This window comes from Sphingomonas sp., from assembly GCF_004799495.1.
In the GTDB taxonomy this organism is placed as follows: Bacteria; Pseudomonadota; Alphaproteobacteria; order Sphingomonadales; family Sphingomonadaceae; genus Sphingomonas.
Map to the genome: position 1 here is coordinate 97,779 of NZ_SSMY01000006.1, position 15,232 is coordinate 113,010.

Annotated in this window: 16 protein-coding genes; 6 read left to right on the top strand and 10 right to left on the bottom strand. The window is 67.0% G+C overall.

Annotation, left to right across the window (positions count from 1 at the left end):
- Positions 1-44: 44 nt before the first annotated feature.
- From ntrC to dusB, 3 genes are read right to left on the bottom strand one after another with little or no spacing between them, the layout of a single operon-like run.
- Positions 45-1,475: a nitrogen regulation protein NR(I) gene (gene ntrC, locus E7773_RS06300; RefSeq protein ID WP_293989551.1), complete on the bottom strand. Its 1,431-nt coding sequence runs from the start codon at positions 1,473-1,475 to the stop codon at positions 45-47.
- Positions 1,472-2,545, bottom strand: coding sequence for an ATP-binding protein (locus E7773_RS06305; protein WP_293989554.1), 1,074 nt, complete (start codon positions 2,543-2,545; stop codon positions 1,472-1,474). Before E7773_RS06305 ends, ntrC begins: the two co-directional genes overlap by 4 nt.
- Entirely contained in the window at positions 2,514-3,512 is a 999-nt protein-coding gene (gene dusB / locus E7773_RS06310; protein WP_293989557.1) for a tRNA dihydrouridine synthase DusB, read from the bottom strand. Before dusB ends, E7773_RS06305 begins: the two co-directional genes overlap by 32 nt.
- 77 nt (positions 3,513-3,589) lie before the next feature.
- Here dusB and E7773_RS06315 point away from each other — a divergent pair, with 77 nt between their 5' ends.
- Positions 3,590-4,705 (top strand): bifunctional 2-C-methyl-D-erythritol 4-phosphate cytidylyltransferase/2-C-methyl-D-erythritol 2,4-cyclodiphosphate synthase, encoded by a 1,116-nt coding sequence (locus tag E7773_RS06315; RefSeq protein ID WP_293989560.1) that lies wholly within the window; start codon positions 3,590-3,592, stop codon positions 4,703-4,705.
- Positions 4,706-4,715: 10 nt separating this feature from the next.
- Entirely contained in the window at positions 4,716-5,240 is a 525-nt protein-coding gene (locus E7773_RS06320) for a CinA family protein (protein ID WP_293989563.1), read from the top strand.
- Here E7773_RS06320 and E7773_RS06325 read toward each other — a convergent pair.
- Positions 5,183-5,659 (bottom strand): type II toxin-antitoxin system RatA family toxin, encoded by a 477-nt coding sequence (locus tag E7773_RS06325; protein ID WP_293989566.1) that lies wholly within the window; start codon positions 5,657-5,659, stop codon positions 5,183-5,185. The two genes, E7773_RS06320 and E7773_RS06325, sit on opposite strands and share 58 nt — an antisense overlap.
- On the bottom strand, positions 5,643-6,566 hold the full coding sequence (lipA, locus tag E7773_RS06330; RefSeq protein WP_293989569.1) for a lipoyl synthase: 924 nt from the start codon (positions 6,564-6,566) through the stop codon (positions 5,643-5,645). Before lipA ends, E7773_RS06325 begins: the two co-directional genes overlap by 17 nt.
- 65 nt (positions 6,567-6,631) lie before the next feature.
- Between lipA and E7773_RS06335 the strand changes: the two genes are divergently transcribed.
- Positions 6,632-7,261 carry a carbonic anhydrase gene (locus tag E7773_RS06335; RefSeq protein WP_293989572.1) on the top strand — a complete coding sequence of 210 codons (630 nt, stop codon included), beginning with the start codon at positions 6,632-6,634 and terminating at the stop codon, positions 7,259-7,261.
- Between the two features lie 121 nt (positions 7,262-7,382).
- On the opposite strand, the gene E7773_RS06340 is transcribed toward E7773_RS06335, so the two are convergent.
- The 4 genes from E7773_RS06340 to aspS all read right to left on the bottom strand — a co-directional run bounded on the left by E7773_RS06340 (position 7,383) and on the right by aspS (position 11,433).
- Positions 7,383-8,735: an FAD/NAD(P)-binding protein gene (locus tag E7773_RS06340; protein WP_293989575.1), complete on the bottom strand. Its 1,353-nt coding sequence runs from the start codon at positions 8,733-8,735 to the stop codon at positions 7,383-7,385.
- Positions 8,736-8,739: 4 nt separating this feature from the next.
- The gene (locus E7773_RS06345) at positions 8,740-9,006 is read right to left on the bottom strand and encodes a DUF6356 family protein (protein ID WP_293989576.1); all 267 of its coding nucleotides are present in this window, start codon (positions 9,004-9,006) and stop codon (positions 8,740-8,742) included.
- A 37-nt stretch (positions 9,007-9,043) separates the two neighbouring features.
- Positions 9,044-9,448 carry a hypothetical protein gene (locus E7773_RS06350; RefSeq protein WP_293989577.1) on the bottom strand — a complete coding sequence of 135 codons (405 nt, stop codon included), beginning with the start codon at positions 9,446-9,448 and terminating at the stop codon, positions 9,044-9,046.
- 152 nt (positions 9,449-9,600) lie between these two features.
- A complete protein-coding gene (gene aspS / locus E7773_RS06355; protein WP_293989580.1) occupies positions 9,601-11,433 on the bottom strand; it encodes an aspartate--tRNA ligase in 1,833 nt (610 codons plus the stop codon).
- A 217-nt stretch (positions 11,434-11,650) separates the two neighbouring features.
- Here aspS and E7773_RS06360 point away from each other — a divergent pair, with 217 nt between their 5' ends.
- The 3 genes from E7773_RS06360 to rnd are packed head-to-tail and all read left to right on the top strand — an operon-like array spanning position 11,651 to position 13,735.
- Entirely contained in the window at positions 11,651-11,815 is a 165-nt protein-coding gene (locus E7773_RS06360) for a hypothetical protein (protein ID WP_293989582.1), read from the top strand.
- A gap of 30 nt (positions 11,816-11,845) precedes the next feature.
- Entirely contained in the window at positions 11,846-12,493 is a 648-nt protein-coding gene (locus E7773_RS06365; RefSeq protein ID WP_293989585.1) for a hypothetical protein, read from the top strand.
- 51 nt (positions 12,494-12,544) lie between these two features.
- On the top strand, positions 12,545-13,735 hold the full coding sequence (rnd, locus tag E7773_RS06370; protein WP_293989588.1) for a ribonuclease D: 1,191 nt from the start codon (positions 12,545-12,547) through the stop codon (positions 13,733-13,735).
- Here the strand turns inward: rnd and E7773_RS06375 are convergent.
- Complete coding sequence (locus E7773_RS06375; RefSeq protein ID WP_293989592.1) at positions 13,732-15,228, bottom strand: Ppx/GppA family phosphatase; 1,497 nt, start codon at positions 15,226-15,228, stop codon at positions 13,732-13,734. The two genes, rnd and E7773_RS06375, sit on opposite strands and share 4 nt — an antisense overlap.
- Positions 15,229-15,232: the final 4 nt, after the last annotated feature.

The window sequence follows — 15,232 nt, forward strand, 5'->3', positions numbered from 1 at the left end:
GGCGAGGAAAACACATAATTGCGGCCAGCCGTCGCGGCTCCGCCTCAATCCGTCGTACCGTCGGGGTCGATCCCAAGCGTATCGAGCCGCTTGCGCAGCGTATTGCGATTGATCCCCATCGCGCGCGCGGCGCGCAACTGGTTCCCGCCGTGGCGCGCGAGCATCGTTTCGATCAGCGGGCGTTCGACCTCGGCGATGATTCGTTCGTAGAGCGTGCCGTCGTCGATCCCGTGCGGATCGTCGCGCGCCAGGCGCTCGATGTGCGCGCGCACCGCAGAGTCGAGGCCAAGGTTGGTGGGCGTTGCCGGGCCGGGTGGCATGCCGAGGGTCACGCCAAGCTCGGCAGCGCCGATCACCTCGTCGCGGCTTAGCACCGCGAGCCGGCGCATGACGTTTTCGAGTTCGCGGACGTTGCCCGGCCAGTCGTGCGCTTCGAGCGCCAGCACCGCGGCCTCGGCGAGGCGCTTGCGCGGCAGCCCATGTTCCGCCGCGCGGTCGAGGAAATGGCGCGCGAGCAAGGCAATGTCCTGGCGTCGTTCGCGCAACGCTGGCAGCGCCACCGGAACGACGTTCAGGCGATAGAACAGGTCCTCGCGGAACTGGCCCGACCGAACGAGCGAGTCGAGGTCGCGATTGGTCGCCGCGACGATCCGCACGTCGGCCTTAATCGTCCGCGTGCCGCCGACAGTGGTGAACTCGCCCGATTGCAGGACGCGCAACAGCCGCGTTTGCGCCTCGATCGGCATGTCGCCGATTTCGTCGAGGAACAGCGTGCCGCCGCTCGCCTGTTCGAAACGGCCCGCGCTGCGCGCCTGCGCCCCGGTGAAAGCGCCGCGTTCGTGCCCGAACAGCTCGGCCTCGATCAGCTCGCGCGGGATCGCCGCCATGTTGATCGCGAGGAACGGCGCGTCGCGGCGCGGGCCGAGGTCATGGATCGCGCGCGCCACCAATTCCTTGCCCGTCCCCGATTCGCCCGAGATCAGCACGGTCAGGTCGGTCGAAATCACCCGCGCGATGACGCGATAGACGTCCTGCATCGCCGGCGAGCGCCCGATCAGCGGCAGCGCGCGATCCTCTGCATCGACCGTGTCGCCATCCCCTGGCCCCTGCCGCGCGAGCGCGCCATCGACCGCGCGGGTCAAATCGTCGAGATCGAACGGCTTGGGCAGATATTCGTACGCGCCCACCTCGGCCGCTCGCACCGCGGTGGTCAACGTGTTCTGCGCCGACAGCACGATCACCGCGAGCTGCGGATAAGCCTCGGCCAGCCCCGAGACCATGTCGAGCCCGTTGCCGTCGGGGAGCACGACGTCGCTGATCACGACATCGGGCATCCTTGCGGCGAGCGCGCGGTTGAACTCGCCCAGGCTGGCGGCGGTCGTAACCGCATGCCCCGCCCGGCGCAGCGCGTGCGCAACGACGGTGCGGATCGCGGCATCGTCGTCGAGGACCAGTATAGTGCCCGTGCGGCTCATTCACCCCTCGCCAGCAGGATGCGGAAAACGGTCATTTCGGGCGCCCCTTCGCGTGCATATTGCACCACCCCGCCCATGTCGCGGACGAGCTTGTCGACCAGCGCCAGGCCAAGCCCCTGCCCCTCCGGCTTGCCCGACACGAAGGGATCGAACAGGTGATCGGCGATGTCGGCCGGTGCGCCCGGCCCGTTATCGATCACGCACAGTTCGATCGGCAAGGGACGACGGGCCTGACCCGGACCGGCATCGACCGCTAGCCCGTGACGGTAGGCAGTACGGAGCAGAATGCGCGGCGCCTTGACGTCATCGAGCGCTTCTGCTGCGTTTTTCAACAGGTTGATCAGGAGCTGGAGCAGCGCATCGCGGTCGGCCAGCACCGGCGGCAGCGACGGGTCGAAGCTTTCCTCGATCGCGATCCCCTGTGCGAAACCGGCCTGCGCGACGCGCCGGGCATGGTCGAGCAAGGGATAGATGTTGCTCGCCCGCGGATTGAGCGGCCGCTGATCGGTGAAGTCCTGCATCTTGTCGATCAGCGCGGCGATGCGGTCGACCTCGTCGGTGATCAGCGTGGTCAGCTCGGGTCCCGCCCCCTCGCCCGCCAGCAATTGCGCCGCGCCGCGAATCCCCGACAACGGGTTCTTGATCTCGTGCGCCAGCATCGCCGCGGCACCGATCGCCGCGCGCGCACCGCCGCGCTCGGCCGACTGCCCGACGCGGCGCGACTCGCCCGACGGGTGCAGCGCGATCACGCGCCAGCCCGGGCGGTCGGCGATCGGCGTCTCGTAATAATCGACCCGCAAGCGCCCGGTGCGCTCCGTCCCGATGTCGAAATCGAACGCCGACACCGCGCGACCCTGTTCGTCCCCCGCTCCGGGCGGCGACGTGAATATGGCAGCGAGCGGCAATCCCCGCATCGCGCGCTCGGACAAGTTCAGCAGCAATTCGCACTCGCTATTGGCGTTGGCCACGTGCCCCGCCGGATCGATCACCAGGATCGCGATCGGCAACCCCGCGAACAGTTCCCCATAACTGGGGGCCTCAGGCGGCGGCGCGGTGTCGCCAGGGCGCATAGAATTCGGCCAGCATCGCCTTGACCCGGTGGGGGTCCGCTTCCTGATTGACGGTGTTGCGGAACGCCGCCGAGCCATCGAGCCCCTTGGTGTACCAGCCGATATGCTTGCGCATCATATTGACGCCGACTTCGTTGCCGTAATGCGACAGCATCTCGTCGTAATGCCCTGCGATCACGTCATATTGCTCGCCGATCGTCGGGTCGTCGATGCGGCGACCCGACGAAAGGTGCGCCATCACCTGGTTGAGCAACCACGGCCGGCCGTACGACCCACGGCCGATCATCACGCCGTCCGCGCCGGACTGTTCGAGCGCGGTATCGGCGTCCTGTGGCGAGCAAATGTCGCCGTTGACGATCACCGGGATGCTGACCGCATTCTTGACCGAGCGCACGAACGCCCAATCCGCCTCGCCCTTGTACATCTGGTTGCGCGTGCGGCCGTGGACGGTGACCATCTGGCACCCGATGTCCTGCGCGATCCGCGCGAGCTCGGGCGCGTTGAGGCTGTCGTGATCCCAGCCCATCCGCATCTTGAGCGTGACCGGCACCTTCACCGCCTTCACGCACGCCTCGACGATCGCGCGCGCGAGCTTCAGGTCGCGCATCAGCGCCGACCCCGCATCGCCGTTGGTCACCTTGCGTACCGGGCAACCCATGTTGATGTCGACGATCGCCGCGCCCTTGTCCTCTGCCAGCTTCGCCGCCTCGCCCATTTCGTAGGGCGTGCAGCCGACCAGCTGCATCGACACCGGCTCCTCGATCGCATCCCACATCGCCTTCTGGATCGATTGGCGCGTCTCGCGGATCGCGGCCTGGCTAGCGATCATTTCCGTCACGTTGAGCCCCGAGCCGAAGCGCCGCACGAGCCGACGGAACGGCAAGTCGCTCACACCGGTCATGGGCGCGAGGATCACGGGGGTCTCGATCCGGACCGGACCGACCTGGATGGGGGCGAGTTTGCTCATGTGCCTAAAATTTGAGCAGCGCCTAGCGGATCGGGTTGCGGCTGGCAAGGTTTGCGCGCCTGCGCTAGGCGCTCGGCATGGGTTCGACTGACACCGTTGCGCTGATCGTAGCCGCCGGCAAAGGCGAGCGCGCTGGGGGCGATGTGCCCAAACAGTTCCAGTTACTCGGCGGGCTGCCGCTGGTCGAACATGCGCGTCGGGCGTTGGCGACGCATCCGGAGATCGATCGCGTCGTCACCGTCATTGCGGAAGACCGGTCGGTCGAGGGCGAGAGCGTTGCAGGCGGCGCGACCCGGCGGGAATCAGTGCGTAATGGGCTGACGGCAATTGGTGATGCGAAGCGCGTGCTGATCCACGATGCGGCGCGTCCGCTGGTGCCGAGCGCGGTGATCGATCGGCTGTTGGCCGCACTCGATCGCCAAAAGGGTGCCGTCCCTACCCTTCCAGTCACGGATACGCTAGCCGCAACCGGCGACGCGCTGGGCGACGTCGCTGATCGCTCAGCTCTAGTGCGTGTGCAAACCCCGCAAGCGTTCGACTTCGCTGCGATCCTCGCCGCGCACCGGGCATGGCCGGCGGGCGAGGAAGCAACCGACGATGCCCAGATCCTTCGCCGTGCCGGCCATGATGTAGCGATGGTCGCGGGCGATCCGATGCTCGACAAGATCACCTATCCTGGCGACATCGCACTCGCCGAGGCTCGATTGGGGGCAATGATGCGCGTCCGGACGGCAAGCGGCTACGACGTCCACCGGCTGGTCGCGGGCGAACAGTTGTGGCTGGGCGGCGTCCTGATCCCGCACGACAAGGGGCTGTCGGGGCACAGCGATGCCGATGTTGCGCTCCATGCGATCACCGATGCGGTGCTGGGCACGATCGCGGCGGGCGATATCGGGACACATTTCCCGCCGAGCGACCCGCAATGGCGCGGCGCGGAATCGGGGCAATTCCTCCAGCACGCCGCGTCGCTGGTCGCGGCGCATGGCGGCGTGATCGATTTCGTCGACCTGACGATTATTTGCGAAGCGCCGAAGATCGGACCGTCGCGCGAGCCGATCCGGGATCGCATCGCCGCGCTGTTGGGGCTTGCGCCGAACCAAATTAGCGTCAAGGCGACCACCACCGAACGGCTGGGCTTCACCGGCCGTGGCGAGGGGATCGCTGCACAAGCGGTCGTAACGGTTAGGGTGTAAGGGCGTCCAGGTGAGTATCGATACCGTCTTGCCGGCCGAACTGGTCGACGCCGCGCGGCGCGTGGTCGAGGCGAACCGCGCGCTCGGCCGCAGATTCGCGCTCGCCGAAAGCTGCACTGGCGGACTGGTGGCGGCGGCGATCACCGAGATTCCGGGATCGTCTGAGGTGCTGCTCGGCGCGATCGTGACCTATTCGAACGACGCGAAGCACGGCCTGCTCAAGGTCAGCCACGACGTGCTCGACACGTTCGGGGCGGTGTCGATCGCGACCGCGTGGAGCATGGCGCAGGGCGCGCTCGCGGTGACCGACGCCGATGTGGCGGTGGCAATTACCGGTGTCGCGGGGCCCGGCGGGGGCAGCGACAAGAAACCGGTCGGCACGGTCGTGTTCGCCCGTGCCGAGCGCGATACCGATCCGTCCGACGTGCATGCCGACCGCAAGGATTTCGGCGACCTGGGGCGCGGCGGGGTGCGGCTTCAGGCAGCGCTGTGCGCGCTCGAACTGCTGATGCCGCGCGAGTCGGACGGCGAGTAGAGCGCCGCGGCGCGCTCCTCGAACGCGCCAATCATCTTCCTGAGCGCCTGACCGAAGACCTGTCCGGCCATCATCTCGAACACGCGATTCTTGAACGCGAAGTCGACGGCGAAATCGACGTCGCACCCGCCGGGCGCCGCGCGAAACGCCCAGTCGTTGGTAAGGTATTTGAGCGGGCCGTCGAGGTAATCGACATGGATGGTGGCCGGCCGGGCTTTCTGCACCTTCGACGTGAAGGTCTCGCGCAATCCCTTGAACCCGACGATCAGGTCGGCGACCATTTCGGTCGGACTGTTTGCGCGGATGCGAACCGCGGCAACCCAGGGCAGGAAATCGGCATAGCTGCCGACGTCGGCCACCAGATCGAACATCTGCTCCGGCGTATAGGGAAGCCGCCGCGTCTCAGCGTGTCTGGGCAATCTTCGCGTCCCGCGCCGCCTTCATCTTCGCGAAATCGTCGCCCGCGTGATAGCTCGACCTGGTCAACGGCGAGCTCGCGACCAGCAGGAAGCCTTTCGCGCGCGCGATCGCGGCATAGGCGTCGAACGCCTGCGGGCTGACGAAATCCATCACCTTGGTGTGGCGTGGCGTCGGCTGGAGGTACTGCCCCATCGTCAGGAAATCGACGTCGGCGGAGCGCATGTCGTCCATCACCTGGTGCACTTCAAGCCGCTCCTCGCCCAACCCGAGCATCACGCCCGATTTGGTGAAGATCGACGGATCGTGGCTTTTGACGCTCTCCAGCAGCCGCAGCGACGCGTAATATCGCGCGCCGGGGCGGATCGTCGGATAAAGCCGCGGCACCGTCTCGAGGTTGTGGTTATAGACATCGGGCCGCGCGGCGACGATCGATTCGACGGCTGCCTGCGCCTTGTTGCGGAAATCGGGCGTCAGGATCTCGATCGTCGTGTTGGGCGTGTTGCGGCGGAGCGCCTCGATTACCTTCACGAACTGGCTGGCACCACCATCGGGCAGATCGTCGCGGTCGACCGACGTCACCACGATATGCTCCAGCCCCAGTTCCGCCGCGGCGACCGCTACATGTTCGGGCTCGAGCGGATCGACCGCACGCGGCATCCCCGTCTTGACGTTGCAGAACGCGCAGGCGCGCGTGCAGGTGTCGCCCAGGATCATCACCGTGGCGTGCTTCTTGGTCCAGCATTCGCCGATGTTCGGGCACGCCGCCTCCTCGCACACTGTCGCCAGGTTGAGCCGGCGCATCAGCGCCTTGGTCTCGGCGAACGCGGTGCCGCCCGGCGCCTTGACGCGGATCCAGTCGGGCTTGCGCTGGCGCGGCTCGCGAGCGACGGGCGAAATCTCGTTCATGCGGCGCAGATAGCGATCCGTGCGTTGGGTTGCCACCCCTTCCCGTGCTTGGCAGAGACGAACCCATGACCGACTTCACCGACCTGATCGACGGCTACCACCGCTTCCGCACCAGCGAATATCGCCGCCACCGCGAGCGTTGGGACGAGTTGAGCGAAGGCCAGAGCCCGCGCGTCATGGTGATCGCCTGCTCGGACAGCCGGGTCGATCCGGCGCAGATCTTCGACACCGTGCCCGGCGAGATTTTCACCGTGCGCAACATCGCCAACCTGGTCCCGCCGTTCGAGACCGGCGGCGGGCGGCACGGTGTGTCGGCGGCGCTTGAATTTGCGGTCAACCAGCTCGAAGTGCCCGAGATTGTGGTGATGGGTCATGGCTCGTGCGGCGGCGTCGCGGCATCGCTATCCAAGCGATTCGAAGGCGCAGCACCTGGGGATGGCGGGTTCATCGGCCATTGGGTCGACATTCTCGATGAAGCGCGCGATCGGATCGTCGCCGACCTAGGGACAGGTCCGGAGGCGGTGCGCGCGCTCGAGCTGGAGACGGTACGCGTATCCTTGCGCAATCTGCTCACCTTCCCGCAGATCGAAAAACGCGTCGCGGCGGGCAAGCTCAAGTTGAAAGGCGCTTATTTCGCGATCGCGGAAGGCGTGCTCTACGTCATGGACGAAGCGGGCGAGTTCGCGCCGGCCTGAGCGGCGGAAGTTGACACTAGATTTACACTATCGCGGTCGTTTGGTCGGGCGCATGCCGCTGGTTCTGGCGGATGTCGGCACTGGCAGGTGTGTCAGACGAAATCCAACATTTCCAGTAGATTTATAGGCCTTCGCCCCCGACCCATTGCGCGTTCGACAGGCGCCGTGCGAGGTTCCACGTCTGTTGCCGGATGTCGGGCACCGCGACGATTTCCCAGAACGCGCCGCGAGTCATCGGGCCGAGCGCGTAGAGCCATTCGTTGGGCTCGCCGTCCGCCGCGATCGTCCGCGCGCATCCGTCGACGTCGAGGCCCAGCCGCGCCGGGTCGGCCCGCACCACGCCGCGCTGCTGGAGCGTCGCGAGCAACGGTTCGGTCGTGCGCGTCAGGTCGCCCTGCGGCCCGGTACAGTTGATGATCCGCTGCACGACCAGCGTTTCGGGCGAGTCGTTGCCGCGACGGCGCCACGTCACCACGATGCCGTCGGGCGTTTCCTCGGCGGCGATCGTCTTGCCCGCGACGACTTCGAGCTGCCCGCTCGCCTGCATCGCTGCGAGCCGGTCGGCGACTTGCGGCGCGAGACGGTGACGGTGGACGTCCCACCATGGGCGCAGATGCCGTAGGAAACGCTGACGCTCGGCGTCGGTGCCGTTGGCCCACATCGCTTGCGTATAGGCGCGCAGTTCGTCGACCGCGTTGCGCCAGCCGATCGAGTCGCCGCGTTCGCGTACCATGTGCACAAGCGCCGACGGCGTCGCGACCGGCCGCTCCGCCAGCTTCTCGTGCATCGGGCCCGGCGCGTCATGCCGGTGCGGCAGCAGCCCGCGCCGCGACAGCGCGACGATCCGCCCGTTGAACCCGCTCGATTCGAGCAACAGCGCGATATCGACCATCGTCAGCCCGGTGCCGACCAACAGCACGGTGTCGTCGTCGCTCAGCCCCAGCGGCACGCTGCGGTCCCACGGGTCGCGCTTGTAGCGCTCGGCCGACAGTGCACGCCCGAACCCCGGCGGGTCGTGCGGTGGCAAATTGCCGACCGCTAGTACCGCGGCGTCGGCCGTGATCGCGCGGCCATCCGCCAGCGTTACCGTCGCCCCCTCCCCGGCCTGCTGCACATCGGCAACATCGCCCTGCACGACCGTCAGCCGATCGCTCGACTGCGCCAACGCCTCGTTCAACTGATCGCGCAGATACGTCCCATAGGTCACGCGCTGGACGAAGGCCGCGCCGGCATCCTCGCGTCCCTTCGTCGCGAGCCAGCGGACGAAATGCCCGGGGTCGTCGGGCAGTGCGCTCATGTTCGCGGCGCGGACGTTGAGGACGTGATCCTCGTACGCCGCGCCATAGGCCAGCCCCTTGCCCGGCTCCGGCGCGCGCTCGATCAGCGTCGCGCGAGGGCCGTCGTGGCGCAGCAGGTTGATCGCCTGGAGCGTGCCCGAAAACCCCGCGCCGATGATCGCGACGTGGCGAATCATGTGGCTAAATCTCGTATTCGAGTTGCCACTTCGGCTCGGTAAAGGCGGGCGGTTGCTCCGCGAAATTGGGCTGGCGCGACTTCATCCGGCCGTAGAGCGCCTTGACGGTGTTGCTCGCGGTGCGCGTGCACAGCACCGGGACGACGCCATGGACCATCGCCGCGACACCCCCGACGATCATGCGTGCGCCGAACCCGAAGGCGACTCCGGCGTGCTGGGCATAGGTCTCACCGACGCTGCGCGGGTGGCGGAGGAAGAGGCGGTCGATCATGGCGGCGTTCTAGCGCCGGACGGCCGCGAAGTGAACCTCAGGCCTTGCGCGCGACCTTCACGATCCCGGCACTCGCCAGCCATGGCAACGCGATCGCCGCGACGAAGGCGGCGCGGATCAGCAGGACGATATCGGGGCGCAGTATCGCGGCGCGGCCGGTGCCGAGATAGCCGACGCCCAGACACGTCGCGACGATCAGCGCGACGAGGTGCGCCGACGCGGCGGACTTCTTTGCCAGCGACGCGACCGCCGCGGCGACGAGATCGATGACCAGCATCCCCGGCCCGACCAGCGTCAGGATGATGGTCGCGAGGAACGGCCAGGTCAGCGGAATCGCGCGCGGATCGAACAGCACGGTCAGCCCGAACAGCACGGCCCCGAACAGCAAAGTGGAGAGGATCGCGTTGATCAGGCCGAGGCGGATGGCGGAAGCGAGCGACATAGGCCGGTGCTAACGGGCCGAGGTAAACGGAGCGTTGCCCCGCCTCGTCGTTTTACCCGTCATCCCGGACTTGATCCGGGATCCATGGAGCCGCAAGCGGCCCGCTTGTGGAGGGATAGACCCCGGATCAAGTCCGGGGTGACGGAAAAGGATCAGCCCGCGTCGGGCGCGACCGCTTCCGCAACGCCGGCCTTCGCCGTGCCCGCTTGTTCGACCAGCCGGATGTTGAGCTCGCGCAGTTGCTTGTTGGTCGCGAAATTGGGCGCGCCCATCATCAAATCCTCCGCCTTCTGCGTCATCGGGAAGACGATGACCTCGCGAATGTTGGGCTCGTCAGCGAGCAGCATGACGATGCGGTCGACCCCCGGCGCCGACCCGCCGTGTGGCGGCGCGCCGAACTTGAACGCGTTGATCATGCCGGCGAAATTGGTGTCGACGTCGGCCTGCGAATAGCCGGCGATCTCGAACGCCTTGTACATGATCTCCGGCCGGTGGTTCCGGATCGCGCCCGACGACAGCTCCACGCCGTTGCAGACGATGTCGTACTGGTACGCCAGGATATCGAGCGGATCCTTGGTCTCCAGCGCTTCCAGCTCGCCCTGCGGCATCGAGAAGGGGTTGTGGCTGAAATCGACCTTCTTCGCGTCCTCGTCATACTCGAACATCGGGAAGTCGACGATCCAACAAAATTCGAAGCGCTTGGCGTCGATCAGCTCGAGCTGCTCGGCGACGCGAGTGCGCGCGAGGCCGGCGAGCTTGGCCGCCTGGCCTTCCTTGCCCGCCGCGAAGAAGATGCCGTCGTTCGGACCGAGGCCCATCGCATCGGCGATCGCCTTCATGCCCTCCTGCCCGTGGTTGTTGGCGATCGGGCCGCCGAACACGCCGTCCTTCTGGGTCGCATAGCCGAGGCCCGGGAAGCCCTCGCCCTGCGCCCAGCTGTTCATGTCGTCGAAGAACTTGCGCGACTTCTCCGCGGTGTTCGGCGCGGGAAGCGCGCGAACGACATCGCCCGCCTCGACCATCGAGGCGAAGCGGCCGAAGCCCGATCCTTTGAACAGTTCCGACACGTCGGTGATCAGGATCGGGTTGCGCAGGTCGGGCTTGTCCGATCCGTACTTCAGCATCGATTCCTTGTACGGGATGCGCTTGAACGGCAGCGGGCTGACGGTGCGGCCCTTGCCCTGCCAGTCGGCGAATTCCTCGAACACGCCGTGCAGCACTGGCTCGATCGCGGCGAACACGTCGTCCTGCGTCACATAGCTCATCTCGAAATCGAGCTGGTAGAACTCGCCCGGGCTACGGTCGGCGCGCGCGTCCTCGTCGCGGAAGCAGGGCGCGATCTGGAAATAGCGGTCGAACCCGGCGACCATCAGCAGCTGCTTGAACATCTGCGGCGCCTGCGGGAGCGCGTAGAACTTGCCCGGATGGACTCGGCTGGGGACGAGATAGTCGCGCGCGCCCTCCGGGCTGCTGGCGGTCAGGATCGGCGTTTGGAACTCGGTGAAACCCTGCCCGATCATTCGCTTGCGCAGCGACGAAATGACATTCGAGCGCAGCACGATGTTGGCGTGGAGCCGTTCGCGCCGCAGGTCGAGGAAGCGATACTTGAGACGGATGTCCTCGGGATATTCGGCCTCTCCCGCGACCGGCAGCGGCAGCTCGGCGGCAGCCGACTGCACCGTCACGCCGCGCGCGAACACTTCGATCTCGCCGGTCGTGAGGTTCGGGTTCGCGGTGCCCTCGGCGCGCGCCTTCACGGTGCCGTCGATCGTCACGACCGACTCCGCGCGCAGACCCTCGAGGATCGGCAGCGCCGGGGAGTCGCTGTCCGCTACCACCTGCGTGATCCCGTAATGGTCGCGCAGATCAACGAACAGCACGCCGCCATGGTCGCGCTTCCGGTGCACCCAGCCCGACAGGCGGACGTCCTGCCCGACCTCGGCGGCGGTCAAGGCGGCGCAAGTGTGCGTACGATAGGCGTGCATGTCTCGATTCTTTCGATCGTCGAACCAGGCCTGGCTGAAACCGGCATGACGGGGATTGGTCGCTCTTCACCCGACATGCCGGCTACCACCGGCACGGGCAAAGGCGCGTGTGTTGCCGCCACACCGGATCATTAGACAGTTGTCAAGCGTGCGACTTGATGATTTGCTGCCGCTTCGCGCTGCGTGGGCCAAACGCTGGCAGACAGGAGGTATCGGCATGTCCGTAAATCTCGAACCAGTATACGCCGATCACGAGCCACCGCCGCCGCCACCTCCGTCACCGACAACCGAACCGGAAACCGAGCCGACGCTTCCCGAGCCTTTCTGGAACGACCCGCAGCCGGACTTCGAGGTCGAGGATGACAATTTCGCGGAATTTTGATCGAGGCACTGCAAACGACAGCGGCCAACGATGACCACGCCTTCGGGCGAGGAGCGTTCGATCATTGCGGCGAAAGCTGCCGCCAGCGCGAGCCTGCGAGACACCGCCAAATGGCTCGTCGGCGGCGTCGCAGCGACTGCCGCGGGAATTTTCGCCGGCAGTTCATTGACACACCTCGGCAGCCTCGACCTTCACCAGAACGCGGAGCGCTTGCTGATGGCGATAGGTGGCGGGGTGGCGGGTTTTGTCGGTCTGGCGCTGATATTGTCGCGCGCGATCGCGGTGCTGACGGTCGAAAGCGTCGGTCTGCCCGCGCTCGCCGCGGGCGAAACGGCGACGCTGGCTCAAGTCCGCGACAAGATGGCCACGATCTACGCGGGAACGTTTCCCGGCAACGTGACGAGTGTGGAGCAATTGCTCGCAAAAGCGAATGACGCGCGCCTCAAACATACCGACGCCGACAAACTTTTTCTGGCGGAATTCAAGTTGTTCTTCCCCAAGCTCATGGCGGAAGCCGGATTTCAGCATGTCACGCAGAAGTTCCGGTCGTTGATCCGCGCGCTGTGGATCGGCGGTCCGCTCGCGATCGTCGGATTCGGATTGTTCGCCTGGGCCGCCAACCCACCCGAGGACCAGGCGCCGGCCAAGCCGCCGGTCACGATAATCAACAACCGCTGATCAACCGCACATTCGTTTGTCCCCGCACGGTCATGCCGCTATGGGGTCAAGATGCATATCCATGGCCTGATCGAGGACAACGCCGCCCTCGCCAATCTCTGCACCCGCCTCGCCCAATCGCCGTTCGTGTGCGTCGATACCGAGTTCATGCGCGAGAGCACGTTCTGGCCGGAACTATGCCTGATCCAGATCGCGGACACGAACGAGGCCGCGGCGATCGACCCGATGCTGCCGGGGATCGACATGCAGCCGCTGCTCGACCTGCTGGTCAACAACGAGGACGTGCTCAAGGTCTTCCACGCCGGCGGTCAGGATATCGAGATCATCTACAATCTGACGTCGAAAACCCCGCACCCGCTGTTCGACACGCAGATCGCGGCGATGGCGCTGGGGCAAGGCGAACAGATCGGCTATTCGAACCTGGTCGACAGTTGGCTCGGCATTCAGGTCGACAAGGGCGCGCGGTTCACCGACTGGGCGCGGCGCCCGCTGGAGGATCGGCAAGTCGACTACGCGATCGGCGACGTGACGCATCTGGCGCGCATTTTCCCCAAGATGCTCGAGCGGCTCAAGACCACCGGGCGCGGTGCGTGGCTCGACCAGGAAATGGAGCGGATCGCCGACCCCGCCAATTACGCCAACGACCCCGATCTGGCATGGAAGCGCGTGCGGATCGCGGGGCGCAAGCCCGACGTGCTCGGCCGGCTCAAATCGCTGGCGCGGTGGCGCGAGATGGAAGCGCGGGGTAAGAACCTGCCGCGCGGGCGCATCGTCAAGGACGAGACGCTCGCCGATCTCGCCAGCCACCCGCCGAAGAAGCAGGCCGATCTGGCGCGCGTGCGCGGGCTGTCGGCGACCTGGGCGGGAAACGATATCGGCGCGCGGCTGATGGCGGCGATTGCCGACGCGAAGCCGATGACCGGCGACGAAATGCCGCCGCGTGACGACCGCAAGCCCGGGCTGGGCAAGGACGGGTCGCTTGTCGCCGACCTGCTCAAGCTGCTGCTCAAGATCCGGTCGCGCGACATCGACGTCGCGTCGCGATTGCTGGCGCGGTCGGAGGAGCTCGAAGCGCTCGCCGCCGGGCATCGCGACGGGCTGTCGATCCTCGAGGGTTGGCGGTTCGACCAGTTCGGCCGTGACGCACTGGACCTGGTCGAGGGGCGGCTGGCATTCGCGGTGATCAACGGCAAATTGCGGATGACCCGCACCGAGGAAGCGGCGTCCGCGACGGCGGGCTAGCTCGTCAGCACCGGGTCGCGGTCGCACGCGGCGGACAGCGCGGCGTGGCGCTTCTGCACCGCTTCGCCGTACAGCGCGACGTCATCGCCCGCGAGGTGTAGCGTCAGCGCCGCACCGTCCTCGCCCAGCTTCGAGCGTTCGAGCGGCCCGGCGACGCCGCCGGACAGGCGCTGCCCCAGCCGCATCGCGAGGCCCCATTGCACCGCGCGCTTCAAGTCCGCGGGCGCCGCGAGTTGTTCGAGTCCGGCCGGCGCGGTCGACCCGCCGCCAAGCGATGTCCACAATGCCTGCGCGACGATCGCCCGCCCGCGCGCGTCGATCGCGACCCAATTGCCGTGGAGCGCGATCTCGACTCCGCGTTCGGCGCGGAACTCCGGATTGGCGTGCCAGCCCACATCGGCGAGCAGGCACGCGGCGTGCCGCAACCGCGCCATCGCCGGCGAATCCTCGAACAGCGGCGAAATCCACGCGTCGAGCAGGTCGCCATGTTCCGGGAACCGTCCAAGCCGCTGCCCGTCGGCGCGCGTCGCGACGATCAGCGGATCTTCTTTGCGCGTTTCGCCGTCGAGTCCTTGGTAGAGCAGCCCTTCGCGCAAGCCGAAGCTCGACACAATCGTGCGCTCGCTGCGCAAGTGGCGGAGCAGCGCCGCGAGCAACGCCGCGGCGTCGTTGAGCATCGGCGCGCGCTGCGACGAAATGCCGGGAACGGTCTTCAGCGTGCTCTTGTCGACATGGCTCACGGTGCGCACCAGCCGCGTGATGTCGGCCGGTGACATGGCATATTGCTGGATGATCGGGAGCGGATAGCGCTTTACCTCCATGTCGAGCCGCGCGAGGCTGCGCCACGACCCGCCGACGAGGTAGAGCGGCAGTCCCTTGCCCTTACCCGCCCAGCCGGCCTGCGCGAGCAATTTGGCGACGCGGCGGTCGATCGCGCCCTTCCCCTTGGCGCGCAGCGCCGCGACGCGCAGCACGCCGAGGGGGAACGACGCGCGGTCGCGGATCTCGCCCTTCTTGACGCGGACCAGCTCTAGGCTCCCACCGCCCAGATCGCCGACGATGCCGTCCGCGTCGGGGATCGCCGACAGCACGCCCATCCCCGCCGCCATCGCTTCCTGCTCGCCCGACAGCAGTTCTACGGGCAAGCCGATCCGCGCGGCGGCGTCGAGCAGCACCTGGCCGTTGGCGGCATCGCGCACTGCTGCAGTGGCGACGGTGCGGAGCGAATCCACCTCCATTTCGCGTGCCAGCGCGGCGAACCGTTCGAGCGTCTCGATCGTCAGGTCGATCGCCTCGGACGACAGCTTGCGGTCGCCGGCCAGCCCCTTGCCCAGCCCCGCCATGACCTTTTCGTTGAACAAGGTCGCCGGCAGCCGCGACGGCCCCTGATAGACGACCAGACGGATCGAGTTCGACCCGATGTCGATGATCGCGGTGCGCGGCGTCGCCTCCGCGGCCTCGCTCCGCGGCTTCGAGAACACGAGCGTCGCCATCGAC